Here is an 18451-nt window from a genome sequence, read left to right on the forward strand (position 1 = left end):
TCCGTTACTGGTTTTTCTATTTTAATGAGGATTTCTTGACAACTTCCCTGCTTCTCACGCCAAACCTGTCTAAATTACAGGCTTTTCTTGACAACTTCCCTGCTCCCCACGCCAAACCTGTCAAAATACCTGTTAGATAAGCTTACTAATTACCATTTTCTGAATTTCACTCGTGCCCTCGTATATTTCGGTGACTTTGGCGTCGCGGAAATAGCGTTCGACTGGATAATCTTTTGTGTAGCCGTAGCCGCCGAGTACTTGGATGGCTTCGGTTGTGACTTCGACGGCTGTTCTTGAGGTGAAGAGCTTGGCCATGGACGCTTCCAGGCGGCATTTTTTCCCTTCGGAGCGCAATTGGGCCGCACGATAGACTAATAGTTTTGCAGCTTCGACAGATGTGGCCATGTCTGCCAGCTTGAAGCCGATGCCTTGCTGGGCGGCAATTGGCCTGCCGAACTGGTTTCTTTCCTTCGCATAATTCGTCGCTGCTTCGAATGCTGCTTCGGCAATCCCTAGAGCCTGTGCGGCGATGCCAATCCTGCCGGCGTCCAGATTGCTCATCGCGATTGTAAATCCTTCGCCCTCGAGACCGAGCAGATTTTCCTGCGGCACCTTCATGTCCTCGAAGGTCAGCTGGACTGTTCGGGAGCCGTACAGGCCCATTTTGTGTTCTTCCTTGCCAACGATGAATCCGGGTGTGTCTTTTTCCACGATAAATGCTGAGATGCCACTCGGCCCTGCTTCAGGATTCGTCGATGCGAAAACAATATAAATATCTGCTACGCCGCCATTGGTAATGAATACCTTCGATCCGTTCAATACATAATGGCCATCCTTCTTGACCGCGCGGGTTTTCAAGTTGCCCGCGTCTGATCCGGCATTTGGTTCTGTCAGGCAGAATGCACCGAGGAATTCCCCTGAAGCAAGTTTAGGTACATACTGTTTCTTTTGCTCTTCCGACCCGAAGTACAGGATTGGATTGGTTCCGACCGATGTATGAACGGAAAGGATGACGCCAACCGTGGCGCTGACCTTGGAAATTTCATGGATGGCAATGATATAGGAGATAAAGTCCATCTCTGAACCGCCATATTTTTCAGGCACCGGAATTCCCATTAGGCCGAGCCTGCCCATTTTTTTTACAATTTCGCTTGGAAACTCGCCCTCCTCCATTTTTTCAACGAACGGTGCAATCTCTGTCTCGGCAAAATCACGGACCATTTTGCGCATCATCACCTGTTCTTCTGTATATCTCAGGTTCATCGTATTAACCTCCAAACGTCCAGACAGGGAAGTATGTATGGACGCATATGTCGCTGAATTCGTTACTCGTATGTGTAGAACCCGCGGCCAGATTTTTTGCCGAGCCAGCCAGCCTTTACATATTTCCTTAACAATGGGCATGGACGGTATTTGTCATCCCCAAAGCCTTCATGCAGTGTTTCCATGATGTAGAGACAGGTGTCAAGGCCGATGAAGTCTGCAAGCGTTAGCGGCCCCATTGGATGGTTCATGCCGAGCTTCATAACCTCGTCGATCGCTTCCTTTTCTGCAACGCCTTCATATAAAGTGTAAATAGCTTCGTTGATCATCGGCATCAGGATACGGTTGGAAACAAATCCAGGGAAATCGTTCACTTCCACCGGAACCTTATCCAATGTTTTCGTGATTTCCTCGATTGTCTGATACACTTCCTCTGCTGTCGCCAGGCCGCGAATAATTTCGACTAGCTTCATAACAGGCACCGGGTTCATGAAGTGCATCCCGATCACTTTTTCCGGACGCTTTGTTGCTGCGGCAATCTCCGTAATCGGCAGGGAAGATGTATTGGAAGCAAGGATGGCATGTTCCGGTGCAATTTCATCAAGTTGAGCAAAAATCTTCGCCTTGATGTCCATGTTTTCGACAGCAGCTTCGATGACCAGATCCGCCTTACCGGCATCTTGAAGATCGGTTGAGGCTGCAATCCTGCTAACAGCTGCCTCCATCTGCGCAGCTGTCATCCTGCCTTTTTCAACGTTGCGGTTTAAGTTCTTCTTGATGCCGGAAAGTCCGCGTTCCACAAACTCCGGCTTCAGGTCATTTAAAAAAACTTCATATCCGGCCTGCGCGCACACCTGGGCAATCCCTGCGCCCATTTGGCCTGCCCCGATGACCATAATTGTTTTAACTCCCATCATTTCTCCTCCTACTTGGCTGATTGTTTAGGAACCTCGATCATTACGGCATCCCCCTGGCCGCCGCCTGAACAGATCGCCGCAATGCCGACCCCGCCGCCGCGGCGCATCAGTTCGTGCATCAAGGTTAGGATGATGCGCGCCCCGCTTGCTCCGATCGGATGTCCAAAAGCAACCGCACCGCCGTTGACATTGACTTTTTCCGGATCGAGGTTCGCAATTCGGCTGCTTGTTAATGCAACCGCTGCAAAGGCTTCGTTGATTTCAAAAAGATCAATCTCTTCAAGGGATTTTCCGGTCTTTTTCAATAAATCGTTAATGACAAATCCTGGCGTTTTCGGAAAATCCTTTGCTTCCATCGCAACGGCAGCATGAGCCAAAACCACTGCCTGAGGAGTCCTGCCTTCCCGCTGCGCGCGTTCTTCACTCATCAGCACGAGGGCCGCCGCACCGTCATTGACACCTGGGGCGTTTCCAGCGGTTATCGTGCCGTCCGAATTGAATACCGGCGCCAATTTTGCCAGCTTTTCAACTGAAGTGTCCTTTCGCGGTGCTTCATCATGCTCCAAAACAATCGGGTCCCCCTTCCGCTGGGGTACCTGAACCGGGACAATTTCCGCGGCAAGCTTGCCTGATTCTATTGCTGCAATTGCCCTTTGATGGCTGCGGTAAGACCAATGATCCTGCTCTTCGCGGCTGATTTCGTATTCCTTCGCGACCTCATTTCCATATGTCCCCATATGGACTCCTTGGAAGCTGCATGTTAGGCCATCATGGATCATCAAGTCTTTCACTTGGCCGTCTCCCATCCGCAAACCCCACCGAGCTTTCGGCAAGATATACGGTGCGTTGCTCATTGACTCCATCCCTCCGGCCACGATCACTTCCTCGTCTCCGGCGCGGATGATCTGATCGCCAAGTGTCAGGCTTCGCATTCCAGATGCACATACTTTATTAACGGTTTCCGTCTTCACTTCCCATGGAATGCCTGCTTCTCTTGCTGCCTGACGGGACGGAAGCTGCCCCTGGCCTCCTTGTAGCACAGTCCCTAGAATGACTTCCCCGACTTCCTCTGGTTTCAACTCAGCACGTGCCAACGCCTCCTTAACAACAATTCCCCCTAACTGACTGGCTGTAAAACTGCTTAAAGCCCCGCCAAGCTTGCCAAACGGTGTTCTTGCCCCGGCCAAAATAACTGTTCTTCCCATCTCCATCTCTCCCTTTTCATCATTGTTATTACTGAAAACCTCCAGCTGCAGTGAGTGACTGAACGCTCGCTCGGTCCAAATTGCCAATTCATGAAGCAAGTAAAAAGCGACTTCTTGCTGTATCGTGTAAGCGCTTTATTATCTCTTTTATTTTACTGCAAAAATAGCAGAAATTGAAACACTTTGCTAAAAATTCTGGCATTTACATGAATTTTTACTCGGTGCCAATTTCTACTATTCTGGTTTTCCCAATTGCTTACGAAACCAACGCCTTGCTGTCGCCAAACACGGATTTTTCCAGCAATTCTGCAACGTCAAGCGTTTCCACCTTGTCTTCCACTTCCTTCGCCTTCGTGCCATCAGAAAGCATGGTCAGGCAGTATGGGCATCCGGAACTGATCACAGATGGTTTTACCGCAAGTGCCTGTTCCGTACGGGAAACATTGATTCGATGCCCTGTTTCTTCCTCCATCCACATCAAGCCGCCGCCAGCTCCACAGCACATTGCCGTATCGCGGTTTCGTTCCATTTCCTTAAGCTCCACACCGGGAATTGCTTTGAGAATATCACGTGGCGCGTCATACACCTCATTATAGCGTCCGAGGTAGCAGGAATCGTGGAAGGTAATCGTTTCATTTACAACATGCTTGGGAGTAAGCCTACCTTCCTTGACCAATTCAGCAAGAAGCTCCGTATGATGGTATACCTCTGCTTTTAGGCCGAAGTCTGGATATTCATTCTTAAAAATATTGTATGCATGAGGATCGATTGTCACGATCTTCTTCACGTCATTTTTCTCAAATTCTTCGATATTCTTTGTTGCCAGCTCCTGGAACAGGAACTCATTTCCAAGCCGGCGCGGGGTATCCCCAGAGTTTTTTTCCTTGTTGCCAAGAATGGCGAACTTGACACCTGCTTCATTCATCAGCTTGGCAAAGGAGAGCGCGATCTTTTGGCTGCGGTTGTCAAATGCACCCATTGAGCCGACCCAGAATAAATACTCGAATTCTTCCTCTGCTTTGTTAAGCTCTTTCACGGTAGGCACGATCACATCGCTGCGCAGCTCGCGCCAGTTTTCTTTTTCCTTCCGGTTCAAGCCCCAAGGATTGCCCTGGCGCTCAATATTCGTCATTGCCCGCTGTGCATCCGCGTCCATTTTTCCTTCTGTTAACACGAGATAGCGGCGCAGATCAATGATTTTATCCACATGTTCGTTCATGACCGGACATTGGTCCTCGCAGTTACGGCAAGTTGTGCATGCCCAGATTTCCTCTTCCGTGATGACATCGCCGATCAAGCTCGGACTGTAAGCAAGCCCGGCAGCTGCTTCATTCGCAGCATGGCCGGCAGCAGCCAATGCGATCTGATTGCCCTTCGTATGGGAAAAAGCGAAAGTTGGCACCCAAGGCTGTTTGGAAGTGACAGCGGCCCCAGTAAGTGTCAAATGATCCCGAAGCTTCACGATCAGGTCCATCGGCGACAGCATTTTTCCAGTGCCTGTTGCCGGGCACATATTCGTACAGCGTCCGCATTCCACGCAGGCATAAAAATCGATCATCTGCTCATAATTAAAGTCGGTAATTTTACCTGCTCCAAATGTTTCCTGTGTTTCATCTTCAAAATCGATCTTCGTGATTTTTCCAGGAGAATCAACCTTTGATAAATATACATTGGCCGGACCAGCGATCAAGTGGGCATGCTTTGATTGCGGCACATACACTAGGAAAGCAAGCAGGAATAGCAAATGGATCCACCAGGCGAGGTAGAAAACCGCAATCGCAGCTGTCTGCGGAATGCCGCTGAACGCTGCCGCAACAAGGGATGCAACCGGCTCTGTCCATGTTCCTCCCTCGCTATGCCAAATCATGCTCATCCCGTTGCCGAGCAAAACAGACAGCATCAATCCGCCGATAAACAGCAAGACAAGCCCATTCTTGAAGCCGCGCTTCAGCCGAACTAGCTTTTCAATATAACGGCGGTAAAAAGCCCAGACAACCGCTACAAGAATGGTTAGGGTAACGAGCTCCTGAAAGAAGGTAAACCCAGGATATAGCGGTCCTAACGGCAAATGCGAACCAGGTTTGATGCCCTTCCAAATAAAATCGATTGCCCCAAACTGAACAAGGAGGAAACCATAGAAAAACATCACGTGGATAGCCCCGCTCTTCTTGTCCTTCAGCAGCCTTTTCTGACCGAATACATGAATAAGGATCCTTTTCCAGCGGTCTTTGATCTGACCATCGAACTCTGCTTTTTTGCCGAGTTTGATGTATTCGATTCTCGTCTTTACCACATATACGAACAAGCTGATCGCGTAAGCGGTTACAATCAAGAACGCAATGAAATTAATCCACAGCAAACCGTTCATAAAAAATTTACCCCTTTCACTGAAATCCTCTTTTACTCTATTATATAATGAATGAGCATTCAGTCAACTTATTTTCATTTATTTCAGAAAATTGTTTCCACAGGAAGGGAACATATAGTAAAGCCTTTTCGGCAAAAATATAGGAAATACTTTTAGGGGGCAGATGGCGATGGATTTTGGATGGGTTTTGATTGCAATACTAGCAGGTCTAGCCCTGTGGCTCTACGCAGATTTCCAGCTTGGCAGAAAAAAGCATCTGAAAACCGCCCAAACGAATCAGTTGCCAGTACGGGAAAGCCGTCTCACCATTTTTGCAGAAGGTCCTAAATTATTTGATGACCTTTTTTATGAATTAAAAAATGCGAAACAGCACATTCATATTTTGTTTTACATCGTAAGGGATGATAAAATCAGCCAGGAATTTCTCGCGATTTTAACAGAAAGGAGGAAGGCCGGGGTCGAGGTGCGGCTTATGGTCGACTGGGTCGGCAACGGTTTGAAGCGCAAGACCATTCAATCTCTGAAGGATGTCGGAGTTGAATTTGCCTATTCCCAAATGCCTAAGCTTCCTTTCCTGTTTTATTCTTCACAGGTGCGGAACCACAGAAAGATTACCGTTATTGATGGAAAAACTGCCTATCTCGGCGGCTTTAATATCGGCAAGGAATACATCAATCAGGATCCAAAGCTGTCGCCATGGCGCGATTACCACTTGAAAGTCACCGGGGAGGGCGTCTTTGATCTGCAAACGGAATTTCTTGAGGATTGGCGAGCAGCAGCGAAGGTTCATTTATTGCAAAATAAAGCGTATTTTCCCTCGCTTGCAAAGGGAGAGATCCAGCAGCGATTTGTTCCAACCGAGGGAATCTTACTAGAGGAAATGATGGCAAAACTAATCAGCCAAGCAAAAACGTCCATTTTTATCGGAACCCCATACTTCATTCCAAGCAAAAAGGTGTTCCAGCTAGTGCGTGAAGCGATCAACAGAGGGGTTTCCGTCACAGTTCTCGTCCCATTTGTGCCCGACCATATGCTTGTGAAAGAAGCGTCCTATCCTTATTTACGAACGCTTATCCGCGACGGCGCCGACGTATACCAATATGTAAAAGGCTTTTACCATGCGAAAGTTTTGCTTGTAGATGAGGAGGTTTGTGATATGGGCACTGCCAATTTTGATAAAAGAAGCATGTTCTTGAATTATGAATTGAACTGCCTGATTTATGATGATGCATTTATAAAAAAAGTTAAAAACATCCTGGCAGAAGACCTCATGAACTCAAGGAAGGCAACGCTCGCTGACTTTAGCCGGGGGGCGCTTAAGGAAAAAACTGCAAGCATGATATCATACTTTTTATAATACAATATTATCATTACAGAAGAGACCCCCTTTCGCGGGTCTCTTCGTAAAGCAGTTTACATTTTTTCCGGTGCAGATACTCCAATCAGCTCAAGTGCATTTTTCAAGGTAATTTGCGCTGTTTTAATCAGGGAAAGACGCGCCACTGTTTTTTCTTTATTTGCCAGATCCAGTACTTTTTCAGCATTGTAGAAGCTGTGGAATACGGAAGCCAATTCGAAAATGTAATTAGAAATTCGATGCGGCATCCGCTTTTGGGCTGCTTCGGCGACGACAAGCGGAAATTCGCCCAGCTTTTTCAGCAGCTCGATTTCCTTCTCGGACTGAATTAGCTTGAAATCTGCCTCCCTGTCAAAAATCAACCCTTGCTCTGCAGCTGAACGGAGGATGCTATTAATCCGAGCGTGGGCATATTGTGCGTAGAAGACCGGGTTTTCATTGGACTGAGATACCGCCAGATCAAGGTCGAAGTCCATGTGCGTATCTGCACTTCTCATCGCGAAGAAATAACGGACTGCATCCAGGCCCACTTCATCAATCAAGTCACGCATCGTCACTGCTTTTCCAGTCCGCTTGCTCATCTTCATCTTTTCGCCGTTTTTATACAAATGGACGAGTTGAATAATTTCGACTTCAAGTGCCTCGCGATCATAGCCGAGGGCCTCAATTGCCGCCTTCATGCGCGGGATGTAACCGTGATGGTCTGCGCCCCAGATGTTGATCAGCTTTTCAAAGCCCCGCTCCAGCTTGTCTTTATGGTAGGCAATATCCGGCAGCAAGTACGTGAAGGAGCCATCCTGCTTGATCAGCACACGGTCCTTATCGTCGCCAAGCTCCGATGAACGGAACCAGGTTGCCCCTTCCTCCTCATAAACATGGCCATTATCGCGCAATGTCTCAAGTGCGGCTTCAATTTTGCCGTTTTGATACAGAGATGTTTCAGAGTACCAAACATCGAATCGAACACGGAAGTTCTCCAGGTCCTGCTTCAGTTTTCCCATTTCGTATTTCAGGCCATATGCACGGAAAGCTTGAAAACGCTCCTGGTCAGAACTATTTACATATTTATCACCGAATTCTTCCGCCAATGTCTGTCCAATGCCGATGATATCAGCGCCTTGGTAGCCATCTTCGGGCATCGGCTTATCAATGCCCAGCGCCTGGAAATAGCGGGCCTCGACCGAAAGCGCCAGGTTATTGATCTGGTTTCCGGCATCATTGATATAGTACTCACGGGAAACATCGTAGCCTGCTTTTGCCAGCACATTGCTTAAAGAATCGCCGACAGCCGCGCCGCGGGCATGTCCAAGGTGCAGGTCGCCAGTTGGGTTTGCCGATACGAACTCCACTTGAACCTTCTGACCATTGCCAACCTTTGATTCCCCATAATGGTCGCCTGCTTCGAGAATTTCCGGAATTAAATCGATTAAATAGCTATTGTCCATGTAAAAATTGATGAAGCCCGGTCCGGCAATTTCAATTTTCTCGATGGATGCCTTGCTTTTATCCATGTTTTCGATCAGCTGTTCCGCAATTTGGCGCGGAGCCTTTTTCGCTATGCGAGTCAGTTGCATCGCCATATTAGTAGAGTAATCCCCATGTGCTTTTTCCTTCGGCGTTTCAAGAATGACAGCCGGAATTTGCGCTTCTTCTGCCAGATTTGCCTTGATGATCGCCTGCTTGATTTCTTCCTTCAGCTTCGATTGAACCTGCTCCACTTTATTCATTTGCTTTCCTCCCTATAATTAATTGTCAGATGATAGGTACCTGCACTCGCGCCCTGGATCGCCATTTCATACAGCAAATCCACTTGGCCTTCCTGCTTGTCCTCGCTAAAATCAAGCGAAAGACGCTTCGTTAGCGCAGATGTCTCGATCAGCCCATATGCCGTCTTGTAATTGCCCGGGGTTTTTTTATTCAGCAGAAAAGGAAGCCTCATCTTAATCGCACCGCTGCGCAGGATCAGCACTTCATTCCCTGTCATTTTCACCGTCGTATGAACGTCCCCTTCCTCCGTCACTTCATCATATTGGAGGTACGAACTGTTCGCCTTTTTATAATATCGGCCAAAAGTGGTCCATTCAAAAGTATCCCGATCACTGCCACTGTAGATTGCCGTTTTCACTGTCACCCTTACAGGAGTTTGTTCAGCGGGTCTCATTGACACCGATAACACATCCTTTATCTTCACTAGCGCTTAAAATGGGACTGCAAAGGCTGAACTTCGCTATTTTTCCTCTATTATAACTTTATAAGTATAAATATTCTCCTGTAAAAGTGCAAGGTTCGCAAGGAAGCGGATCATTGTCCTATAATTTGTAATAGAAACGCGAAAAACCGGCTGGTGATATGCCAGCCGATTTTTCATGGACAGGGAATTCCGCGAAACTTCCAGTCTATTCCGCGAAAACAGAATAGAATTCCGCGAAAAACCATATTAATTCCGCGAATTTCTAACATAATTCCGCGAACTGGAAAAAACAGAAGATTTTATCCAGTAATTAAAAAAATAGCATTCCTGTTGAAATAATGACTCCACTGACAATAAGCGTGATTACGCAATAACCCATGATATCTTTCGCCTTCAACCCGGCAATTGCCAGCGCAGGCAAAGCCCAAAATGGCTGAATCATGTTCGTCCATGCATCACCCCACGCAACGGCCATTGCGGTTTTCGGAATCGAGACACCCATCGTTTGAGCTGCCTCAAGCATGATCGGCGCTTGTACGGCCCACTGTCCCCCGCCAGAAGGGACAAAAATGTTAATTAATCCAGCACTCCAAAAGGTGAATAACGGGAATGTAAATTCATTTGATATGGAAACGAAGCCTTCGGAAATAACCGCTGCAAGTCCCGATGCTGTCATCATTCCCATGATTCCTGCGTAAAACGGAAATTGGATGATAATCCCGCTTGCACCTTTTACCGCATTCATCACAGCATCTAGAAATTGTTTAGGAGTACGATGGAAGAGGATACCTAGGAATAAAAACAGGAAATTCACAATATCGAGATTCAGTTTGAACCCATTATTCGCAAAATAAGAATATAAGAATACAAGTCCAAATAGCCCAATCAATAATGAAGCAATCTTGCTGTTTTCAAGCTTTTCTGCCGGAGTCATTGCTCCCTGCTCAACCGCCGCTGCCTGTATATCATTTTCTAAAATGAATGGGTCGACTACGACCGTTTCTTCCTTGGAGGGCATCATCATTCTCGTGACGATTGGCAAAATGACCAGCATCGCAATTACGATAAATAAGTTAAAGCTGGAGAAAATAGTCTGGTCAGTCGGGATGACCCCGATCATCTTTTCAGTAAAATGGCCTTCTGTGGCGATGGTACCTTCACTGCCGTATACCAAAACGCCAACCTATCGTTATAGTTACCAGCCTCGTAGGTGAAATAAATCGTAACATGTTCTACTTTGCATAAGACTTCAGGCTCCATTACTTGTTCAATCAGCTCTCTTGCATATTCAAGCCCATTTACTTTTTCTCCTCGATCCAGGGCTTCGATGGCCTCCTTGTACGCTAAGCAATTTTCGATATAAATAGAGCCAAATACTTTTACTTTAAGGAATTTGGCTTATCATATCTATTTCTGTAAACTAACTGGTACTTATTGAACAAATTTATTTTCTTCCTTTTGGGTTACCTTCAACAAAACGCAAAAATAAGTTAAGTAAATTTCATAATAATGAAAGGGACCACCCAACAAAACTCAGCGATTATTGGCTAAGGTAAAAAAAACATGAATCCTCTGAATTTATAGAGAAAATCATGGTTTAAATGGAAACAAAATTAAAATATTAGTAGATGGACTAATTCTTCTTAATTCTACTAATTGAATAAATTAATGCAACGATTATTCCAACCATTACAAGTAAATACATTAAATATTCTTTTGCTACAAAAAAATAAGAGATTACTGGAATCAAAAATGTAAATATAATTATATAAGTCAGTTTTTTCATTTAATTACCTCTTATTGTGTATTTACCACATGGTTTACAACAGCAGTATTTGATTGAACAGGAAATGTAAAATAGTAACCATCTGTTAGAGTATACGCTGCTTTTGCATAAATTTGTAAATTATAGTTTTTTTTGATCTCATTTGAACTTGTGATTTTGAACCATCTTTTATTACATCATAATTATTATTAAATTTTTCTTTTGTTGAATCCTTTATCACTTCAGGTAATTTTTCCATTGCGAATTCATTAACTTTTCCATTGAAGTGGAAAGTTAATGAATCGGCCTCGGTGTAGTTACTAATATTGAATCCAATCAAAATCACAGTAAAGATTAATACAAAAAATATTAAATATTTCTTCATAATATACCTCCATGGTTATTAATTTCCACTTAGATATCTTAGCATGAAATATACAAAAACTCCCTTTCCTATTTATTCCAAGTTGTTCCCAACTTGTAAGAATAGGGTTAATCATTCTATACTGTCAATTTACTTTACTAATTACCCGCTTCTAGAATATTACTGTACCAACATAATTTTAATCGCACCAAAAATGGACCTTTTCGGCATTTATTATTTGAATCATTTAAGTTCGCTCCTTCTTTTATGGGTTTTATGATTCTTGATCATATAATTCCGACTGGCCACGGTCGGGATTAATCCTGTTGCCATCGGTTCCAGGGGGTTGTCCTGGAACCGATGGCCCGGCTTACCTGAAGCAATGCTCCCATTCAGACAGATAATAAAAATCTGAAGTGCCTGGGTTTTTCTTTTCGACTGTGAACGTGGACCAATATCCCCTTTCAACCTCTGAAACCTTTAGTTCGTATTCTTCATTCTGGAACTTGCAATCAATGTACATAATGATAATGTTTTTGTTGTCCTCGTCTGTCTCTTCTTCAATGCAATTCACTTGATAATCTGTAAACATGAACCTTTTCGTTAACATTACTTGGAGAATTGCTTTTCATACCCTTGTAACTGCCTTTCGGCTTTTCCTATTTTTTCTTTTCTTTCAATAGTGTTTAACATTTCTCTCCTAACTAATATACTTTCCATATGTTTCAGAATATTCCTTCTTATTATTAGATATCATAAAAAAATGCTCCCTCAAGGAAGGGAGCATTTTTTATTTTGGTTCCTTCACAAACCCAAGCAGCATTTCCCGGATGATTTTGCTTGCTGTGTTTGCGGTCATTTCAGATGTATCGTAGATTGGTGCTACTTCTACCAGATCGGCCCCTACGACATCGACATCTGCGTTCGCGATTGCATGGATGGATGCCAGCAGTTCCTTAGAGGTGATTCCGCCAGCATCGACTGTTCCTGTTCCTGGTGCGTGCGCCGGGTCAAGAACATCAATATCGATTGTCACATACACCGGACGGCCGGCAAGCTTAGGCAATACTTCCTTCAAAGGTTCGAGCACTTCAAATTTGGAAATATGCATGCCCGCGTTTTTTGCCCACTCGAATTCTTCCTTCATGCCGGAACGGATGCCGAAGGAGAAAACATTTTTCGGACCAATATGCTCGGCAATTTTGCGAATGGGTGTAGAATGGGACAGTGGCTCTCCCTCATAGTGTTCGCGCAAGTCCGTATGCGCATCAAAATGAATGATCGCAAGGTTTTCATACTTTTTCGCGAACGCCTTCATGACCGGCCACGACACAAGATGCTCGCCGCCCATTCCAAGCGGGAATTTTTCTTCCGCTAAAAGTTTGTCAACGAATTCCTCAATCAAATCAAGACTCTTCTGCGCATTGCCAAACGGAAGTGGGATGTCTCCAGCATCGAAATAGGTAAGATCCGCCATTTCACGGTCAAGATATGGACTATATTCTTCTAGGCCGATCGAAACCTCGCGGATGCGGGTCGGGCCGAAACGGGAACCGGGACGGTAGCTGACAGTCCAGTCCATTGGCATCCCGTAAAGGACCGCCTTGCTTTCCTGATAGTTGGGCTGGCTGCCGATAAACACATTGCCTGAATAGGCTTCATCAAAACGCATGTTTTACCCCTCTTTTTTAAAAGTGTATGGACAGGAAAACGGCTCCCGGAGAGACCGGGAAACCGAATGGTTATACCAATTATTTTACTAGATCGCCAACGAACTTCGGCAGCACGAAAGCGGCTTTGTGTAGCTCTTTCGTGTAGTACTTCGTTTCGATGTCGTGGAAACGATCCTCGCTGACTTCAAGTGGATCATATTTCTTCGATCCAAGAGTAAACGCCCACAATCCGCTTGGGTACGTCGGGATGTTAGCTACATAAAGGCGAGTGATCGGGAAAATTTCCTTAACATCCCTTTGGACATTGCGGATTAGGTCCGCTTTGAACCATGGGTTGTCAGATTGAGCAACAAAGATACCGTCTTCTTTCAACGCTTTGGAAATTCCCGCGTAAAAGCCCTTCGTAAACAGATTCACCGCAGGGCCAACCGGTTCCGTCGAGTCCACCATGATGACATCATACTGATTTTCACTTTCCGCGATGTGCATGAAGCCGTCGCCAACCTGAACATCGACACGCGGATCGTCGAGTTTGCCAGCGATTTCAGGCAGGTATTTCTTGGAATACTCGATCACTTTTCCATCGATATCAACCAGGGTCGCTTTTTTCACGCTTGGGTGCTTTAGCACTTCGCGGATGACGCCGCCGTCACCGCCGCCTACCACGAGCACCTGTTCCGGATTCGGGTGAGTGAACAGCGGAATATGAGCAACCATTTCATGGTATACAAATTCATCTCTTATCGAGGTCATGACCATATCGTCAAGCAACAGCATATTGCCCCACTCTTCTGTTTCCACCATATCAAGCTTTTGGAATTCTGTCTGTTCTGTATGTAACGTCTTGTTCACTTTCATCGTGATTCCAAAGTTTTTTGTCTGCTTTTCTGTAAACCAAAGACTCATTCTTATCCTTCCTTTCGGCAAAAAAAATTTCCCGTCATGTGACTTCCAAATGTGTTTTGTCCACTGCATTTCTTTTTTATACTTCCCCAACATCACGAATACAAACATCAGAAAAAGTATAGTTGAATCTAGCAAAATTGCAAGTAAAATTTGATTCTATGTTTAAAATCGACCGTTTTTTTTCATACTGGTTGTAACGATCTTTTTTAGGGGGAAGCAGTATGGAGCTGAAGTTAGACGAGCGGGTTCGCAAAACAATCAAATATATGCGCGCTATGATCTTTTTCGGACTTTTTGGCCTAGCTTTGGCAACAATCGTCTATTTCTCGCTGATTGCCTATGCGAAAATCCAGGGACCGCCTCCGCTTGCCGTGCCGCAATCGACCTTGTTATTTTCAAATGACGGAACGATAATCGGGGAAAGTCATTCGGGTCAGAAACGCTATTGGGTGGCGCTCAAGGATATTTCGCCCCATTTGATCAATGCGACCGTTTCCATTGAGGATAAGACTTTTTTTCAGCATAATGGGTTTGATTATAAACGAATCGCCGGTGCCGCGCTTGCGGATATGAAAGCAATGGCAAAAGTGCAGGGGGCGAGCACGATCACCCAGCAATATGCCCGGAACCTGTTCCTTGAGCACGATAAGACTTGGTCCCGGAAAGCGACCGAGGCGCTCTACACCTTGCGTCTTGAAATGAATTACTCTAAGGATGAGATCCTTGAGGGCTACCTGAATACAATTTATTATGGCCACGGAGCTTACGGGATCCAGGCAGCAAGCATTTACTATTTTGGCAAGGATGCAAAGGATCTATCCCTGGCGGAAGCTTCCATGCTTGCAGGAATTCCGAAAGGCCCGAGCATCTACTCCCCTTTTTCTTCGATCGAAAAAGCAAAGCAGCGCCAGCAAACGATTTTACAAACGATGAAATCGAATGGCTATATTACCGAGCTTGCTGCACAAAAAGCCGGCATCGAGAAGTTGAAACTTGTTGGTGAGCACCAGAATCAGATCGGCATCGCGCCTTATTTCCAGGACGCTGTTAAAAATGCACTCAAAACTACGTTGAATTTTGATGATAGGACGATTTCTCTTGGCGGCTTGAGGGTGTATACAACACTGGATCTTGAAGATCAACAGGTGGCCGAAAAATCGATCGAGACAATGATTGCCGCCGATTCGGAAATTCAGGCCAGCCTGATTGCGATGAATCCGAAAAACGGTTATGTGCGTGCGCTTGTCGGCGGCAGAAATTATGAGGAAAGCCCGTTTAACAGAGCCATTCAGGCTGTCAGGCAACCAGGTTCGACAATGAAGCCAATTCTGTATTATGCTGCTCTCGAAAACGGCTTTACACCCTCGACAACAATGAAAAGCCAGCTTACGACTTTCTTGTTTGACGACGGTCGTTCCGAGTATACCCCGCATAATTTCAACAATAAATACGCGGAAGAGGATATTACGCTCGCGCAGGCGTTAGCGTTGTCGGATAACGTCTATGCTGTGAAAACGCATCTGTTCCTCGGCGAAGATACACTGATCGAGACGGCAAAGCGATTTGGAATCAAGACAGATCTGGAGAAAGTTCCTTCGCTCGCACTGGGCACCTCTGGAGTGCGTGCCATCGAGATCGCCAACGCCTACAGCATGCTGGCCAATGGCGGAAAGAAAGTAGAACCAGTCCTGATCACGAAGGTCGAAAACCATAAAGGCGAGGTCATCTATGAATACGAGGAGGAAAAGAAAGAGGTATTGAAACCGGAACTTGCATCGGTGATGACGCATATGCTGACAGGCATCTTTGATAAAAAATTGAATGGCTACTCTTCCGTGACAGGGAGCACATTGGTCAAAAAAATGACGCGGCCCTATGCAGGAAAGTCCGGAACGACGGAAACAGACAGCTGGATGGTCGGCTATACCCCCCAGCTCGTGTCGGCCGTTTGGACAGGATATGACAAAGGGAAGCCGATCGAGCTGACTGCGGAAAAATCATACGCCAAAAATATTTGGATAGACTTTATGGAAAAAGCTCTCGACCATGAACCAGCGACCAAATTCAAACCTGCTAAAGGTACGGTCGCCGTCTATGTCGACCCCACAAACGGAAAGCTGGCCGCCGACAACTGCCCCGTGAAAAGGCTAACATGGTTCGCCGCAGGATCAGAACCAACTGAATATTGCACAGACCACCTGGAACACGTAGACCAAAAAGAGAAAAAGCCCGAGCTCAAGAAAGAAAAGAAACCATGGTACAAGCGCTGGTTCGGATTGTAGGATGGTGACTTGGTCAGCCCCGACTATTGTTGAAAACTAGCTGAACTGGGGCCAACTTCCTACCGATTTTGCGGAAAAAGGCGGAAACCTGTCCGAACTAAAGCTAAAGAAAAACCCCGGAACTTTTTCGCTCCGGGGTTTTTCTATGTCCTAGCATAATGTGTTTAATATTTTACTTTTTTTCCTTCTATTGAGCAAGTGAATTTCCCTATTTTTATCCAGTTATTGCGCAGATAAATCGATCTTCAATTTGTCTTCTGAACGCTCCCACATGCCAGGGTCGTGCTGCTTGAGAAAATCGGCGAGAATTTTTTTTGACTTCTCATCCATCTGGTCGACGATGATATGGCGCTTGATCGACTTATCGAGCCGGTTCACATGCTCCGGAAGTGACTTATAGCCGCGGCGGATCTCACGGTTAACAGTCATGTCACAGGCAGTGACCCCCGCATAATATGGACCCTCTTCCTTCCTGTCAATCGTCACCCAGACAACCCAGTACAGCTTGCCGTCAGGCACTTCACTGCGGTCAGGCAGAAACTTGATGCCTTTTTCGACAGCACTGCGAGCATGCATCGCACCAACCTCCACAGCTGCCTCGCCCGCCTCCACATCAACGAGTACCGGGGATACATTATCAAGCGTCAGGACGCCTTTGCCAAAACCCTTATGGTCATCCATCGGGTCATTTTTAATGATATGAAAACCAATATTCTTTCCCTTTTTTTCTTCCATGAAAAAAACCTCCTAGAAAAACAGATTGGATATTCCATTGGTCACTGCCGGAATCAAATATTCAAAAACCGGCTTAATTGTATATCGGTCAAGGGGCGTGATCACAAGGATTAAGAAAATGATCGAACCGTATGCTTCATATTGGGTCATTTTTGCCCGGATATTGGGAGGTGCCAAATCCTCAATGATCCGATAACCGTCAAGCGGCGGGAACGGCAGCAGATTAAAAACGAACAGCATCGCATTCAGCCCGATAAAAATATTGAGGAAATCGAGAAAAAACGATGGTACCCCCTGTGCCAAGCCAAGTGTGACAAATATATACCAGATCGCAACTGCGAGGAACACGAGGATCAAATTACTGACTGGCCCAGCAACTGATACAAGCACACCGGCAAGCCTTGGATTCTTAAACATGAAGCGATTGACCGGAACCGGCCTTGCCCAGCCGAAACCAGCAATAAAAATCAAGATGGTCCCCAATGGATCCAGATGGTTGATCGGATTCAGCGTCAACCGTCCCTGTCGCTGTGCAGTCGGATCTCCGAACTTATAAGCGACCCACGCATGCGAAAATTCATGAACCGCAAACGCCACCACTAATGCCACAGCCACATACGGAATATCTGCCAATGAATAATAAAAAAACACAACCCAATCCCCTTTTATTGTCTTTTTCATAAAGTATAACCGATTATGGCATGAAAGGGAAAAAGACTAACTTGCTTCTGACTTGCTAATTTTAGCGAATTATGAAAAACTCAGATTAGCTTCACCAATTTTCAATTTTAAGGAGGCAACCAAATGCCATACGTAACAGTAAAAATGATCGAAGGCCGCACAGAGGACCAAAAGAAAGCGTTAGTTGAAAAAGTAACGGATGCAGTCAGCGAAACAACAGGCGCTTCTAAGGAGAAAGTCGTTGTGTTCATCGAGGAAATGTCAAAGAACCACTACGCCGTCGCAGGCAAGCGACTGAGTGACGAATAGAATCGACTAAAAGCTCAGAGAAATCTGGGCTTTTTGTTTTCTTGTGACTTCCGGTTCCTTATTTATCATCAAGGAACTTTTTTACTTTAGGGACTTCTTCATTTTGTAATGCAAATCTTTTTTCTAGTTCTTCTTCTTCTTCAATTGTTAAAGGGACTTGAAACTTACTATTCTGAAGGAGTTTTCCTTCTAGGTTCAATAATTCCACTTTTGTATGATTAGCTTCTAAGCCAAACTCTTTTCTAAATTCTATTTGTTCCGAAAAATTCGGCACTTTTTCTGTCGAAGCTAACGTTGAGTTTCCAATTAAAAAAACAGAAACTATTATTGTTAATATAAATAACTTGAGTCTTGCATTTTTTGAAATATCACCTAAAAAAGGCCGCACTAAAATAAGGTTAAAGCTATGTGGTTTTTAAGCCGACAATTTTAGAC

The 18451-nt window shown here is 45.4% G+C and carries 16 protein-coding genes and 1 pseudogene; 3 read left to right on the forward strand and 14 right to left on the reverse strand.

Annotation, left to right across the window (positions count from 1 at the left end; genetic code table 11):
• Positions 1-132 precede the first annotated feature (132 nt).
• From J2S25_RS10370 to J2S25_RS10385, 4 genes are all read right to left on the reverse strand, one after another.
• Positions 133-1263 carry an acyl-CoA dehydrogenase gene (locus J2S25_RS10370; protein ID WP_307191824.1) on the reverse strand — a complete coding sequence of 377 codons (1131 nt, stop codon included), beginning with the start codon at positions 1261-1263 and terminating at the stop codon, positions 133-135.
• Between the two features lie 62 nt (positions 1264-1325).
• Complete coding sequence (locus J2S25_RS10375; RefSeq protein ID WP_307191838.1) at positions 1326-2177, reverse strand: 3-hydroxybutyryl-CoA dehydrogenase; 852 nt, start codon at positions 2175-2177, stop codon at positions 1326-1328.
• An 11-nt stretch (positions 2178-2188) separates the two neighbouring features.
• Positions 2189-3385, reverse strand: a complete 1197-nt coding sequence (locus J2S25_RS10380) for an acetyl-CoA C-acetyltransferase (protein ID WP_307191825.1) — start codon at positions 3383-3385, stop codon at positions 2189-2191.
• A 256-nt stretch (positions 3386-3641) separates the two neighbouring features.
• Positions 3642-5753, reverse strand: coding sequence for a heterodisulfide reductase-related iron-sulfur binding cluster (locus J2S25_RS10385; RefSeq protein WP_307191826.1), 2112 nt, complete (start codon positions 5751-5753; stop codon positions 3642-3644).
• 169 nt (positions 5754-5922) lie between these two features.
• On the opposite strand from J2S25_RS10385, the gene cls reads away from it, so the two are divergent.
• Positions 5923-7110, forward strand: coding sequence for a cardiolipin synthase (gene cls, locus J2S25_RS10390; RefSeq protein ID WP_307191827.1), 1188 nt, complete (start codon positions 5923-5925; stop codon positions 7108-7110).
• 56 nt (positions 7111-7166) lie between these two features.
• Here the strand turns inward: cls and argS are convergent, their stop codons facing one another.
• The 7 genes and pseudogenes from argS to speE all read right to left on the reverse strand — a co-directional run bounded on the left by argS (position 7167) and on the right by speE (position 14009).
• Complete coding sequence (argS, locus tag J2S25_RS10395) at positions 7167-8837, reverse strand: arginine--tRNA ligase (protein WP_307191828.1); 1671 nt, start codon at positions 8835-8837, stop codon at positions 7167-7169.
• On the reverse strand, positions 8834-9271 hold the full coding sequence (locus J2S25_RS10400) for a YwiB family protein (RefSeq protein ID WP_307191839.1): 438 nt from the start codon (positions 9269-9271) through the stop codon (positions 8834-8836). The genes argS and J2S25_RS10400 overlap by 4 nt, the downstream gene beginning before the upstream one ends.
• Before the next feature lie 340 nt (positions 9272-9611).
• A pseudogene (locus J2S25_RS10405) lies at positions 9612-10454 on the reverse strand (TIGR00366 family protein); the annotation flags it as partial.
• Between the two features lie 718 nt (positions 10455-11172).
• Complete coding sequence (locus tag J2S25_RS10410) at positions 11173-11451, reverse strand: hypothetical protein (protein WP_044392774.1); 279 nt, start codon at positions 11449-11451, stop codon at positions 11173-11175.
• A gap of 349 nt (positions 11452-11800) precedes the next feature.
• Positions 11801-12040, reverse strand: a complete 240-nt coding sequence (locus J2S25_RS10415; RefSeq protein ID WP_044392776.1) for a hypothetical protein — start codon at positions 12038-12040, stop codon at positions 11801-11803.
• A gap of 180 nt (positions 12041-12220) precedes the next feature.
• On the reverse strand, positions 12221-13102 hold the full coding sequence (speB, locus tag J2S25_RS10420) for an agmatinase (RefSeq protein ID WP_044392778.1): 882 nt from the start codon (positions 13100-13102) through the stop codon (positions 12221-12223).
• 79 nt (positions 13103-13181) lie between these two features.
• On the reverse strand, positions 13182-14009 hold the full coding sequence (gene speE, locus J2S25_RS10425; RefSeq protein WP_307191829.1) for a spermidine synthase: 828 nt from the start codon (positions 14007-14009) through the stop codon (positions 13182-13184).
• Between the two features lie 221 nt (positions 14010-14230).
• On the opposite strand from speE, the gene J2S25_RS10430 reads away from it, so the two are divergent.
• Positions 14231-16291, forward strand: a complete 2061-nt coding sequence (locus tag J2S25_RS10430) for a transglycosylase domain-containing protein (RefSeq protein WP_307191830.1) — start codon at positions 14231-14233, stop codon at positions 16289-16291.
• Positions 16292-16513: 222 nt separating this feature from the next.
• Here the strand turns inward: J2S25_RS10430 and J2S25_RS10435 are convergent, their stop codons facing one another.
• A complete protein-coding gene (locus tag J2S25_RS10435) occupies positions 16514-17026 on the reverse strand; it encodes a YwhD family protein (RefSeq protein WP_044392783.1) in 513 nt (170 codons plus the stop codon).
• A 12-nt stretch (positions 17027-17038) separates the two neighbouring features.
• Complete coding sequence (locus J2S25_RS10440; RefSeq protein WP_439117496.1) at positions 17039-17707, reverse strand: site-2 protease family protein; 669 nt, start codon at positions 17705-17707, stop codon at positions 17039-17041.
• A gap of 123 nt (positions 17708-17830) precedes the next feature.
• Between J2S25_RS10440 and thmT the strand changes: the two genes are divergently transcribed.
• A complete protein-coding gene (thmT, locus tag J2S25_RS10445) occupies positions 17831-18016 on the forward strand; it encodes a 2-hydroxymuconate tautomerase (RefSeq protein ID WP_307191832.1) in 186 nt (61 codons plus the stop codon).
• A gap of 58 nt (positions 18017-18074) precedes the next feature.
• Here the strand turns inward: thmT and J2S25_RS10450 are convergent, their stop codons facing one another.
• Positions 18075-18404 (reverse strand): hypothetical protein, encoded by a 330-nt coding sequence (locus J2S25_RS10450; protein WP_307191833.1) that lies wholly within the window; start codon positions 18402-18404, stop codon positions 18075-18077.
• Positions 18405-18451 lie beyond the last annotated feature (47 nt).

The organism is Mesobacillus stamsii, from assembly GCF_030814065.1.
Taxonomy (GTDB): Bacteria; Bacillota; Bacilli; order Bacillales; family Cytobacillaceae; genus Mesobacillus; species Mesobacillus stamsii.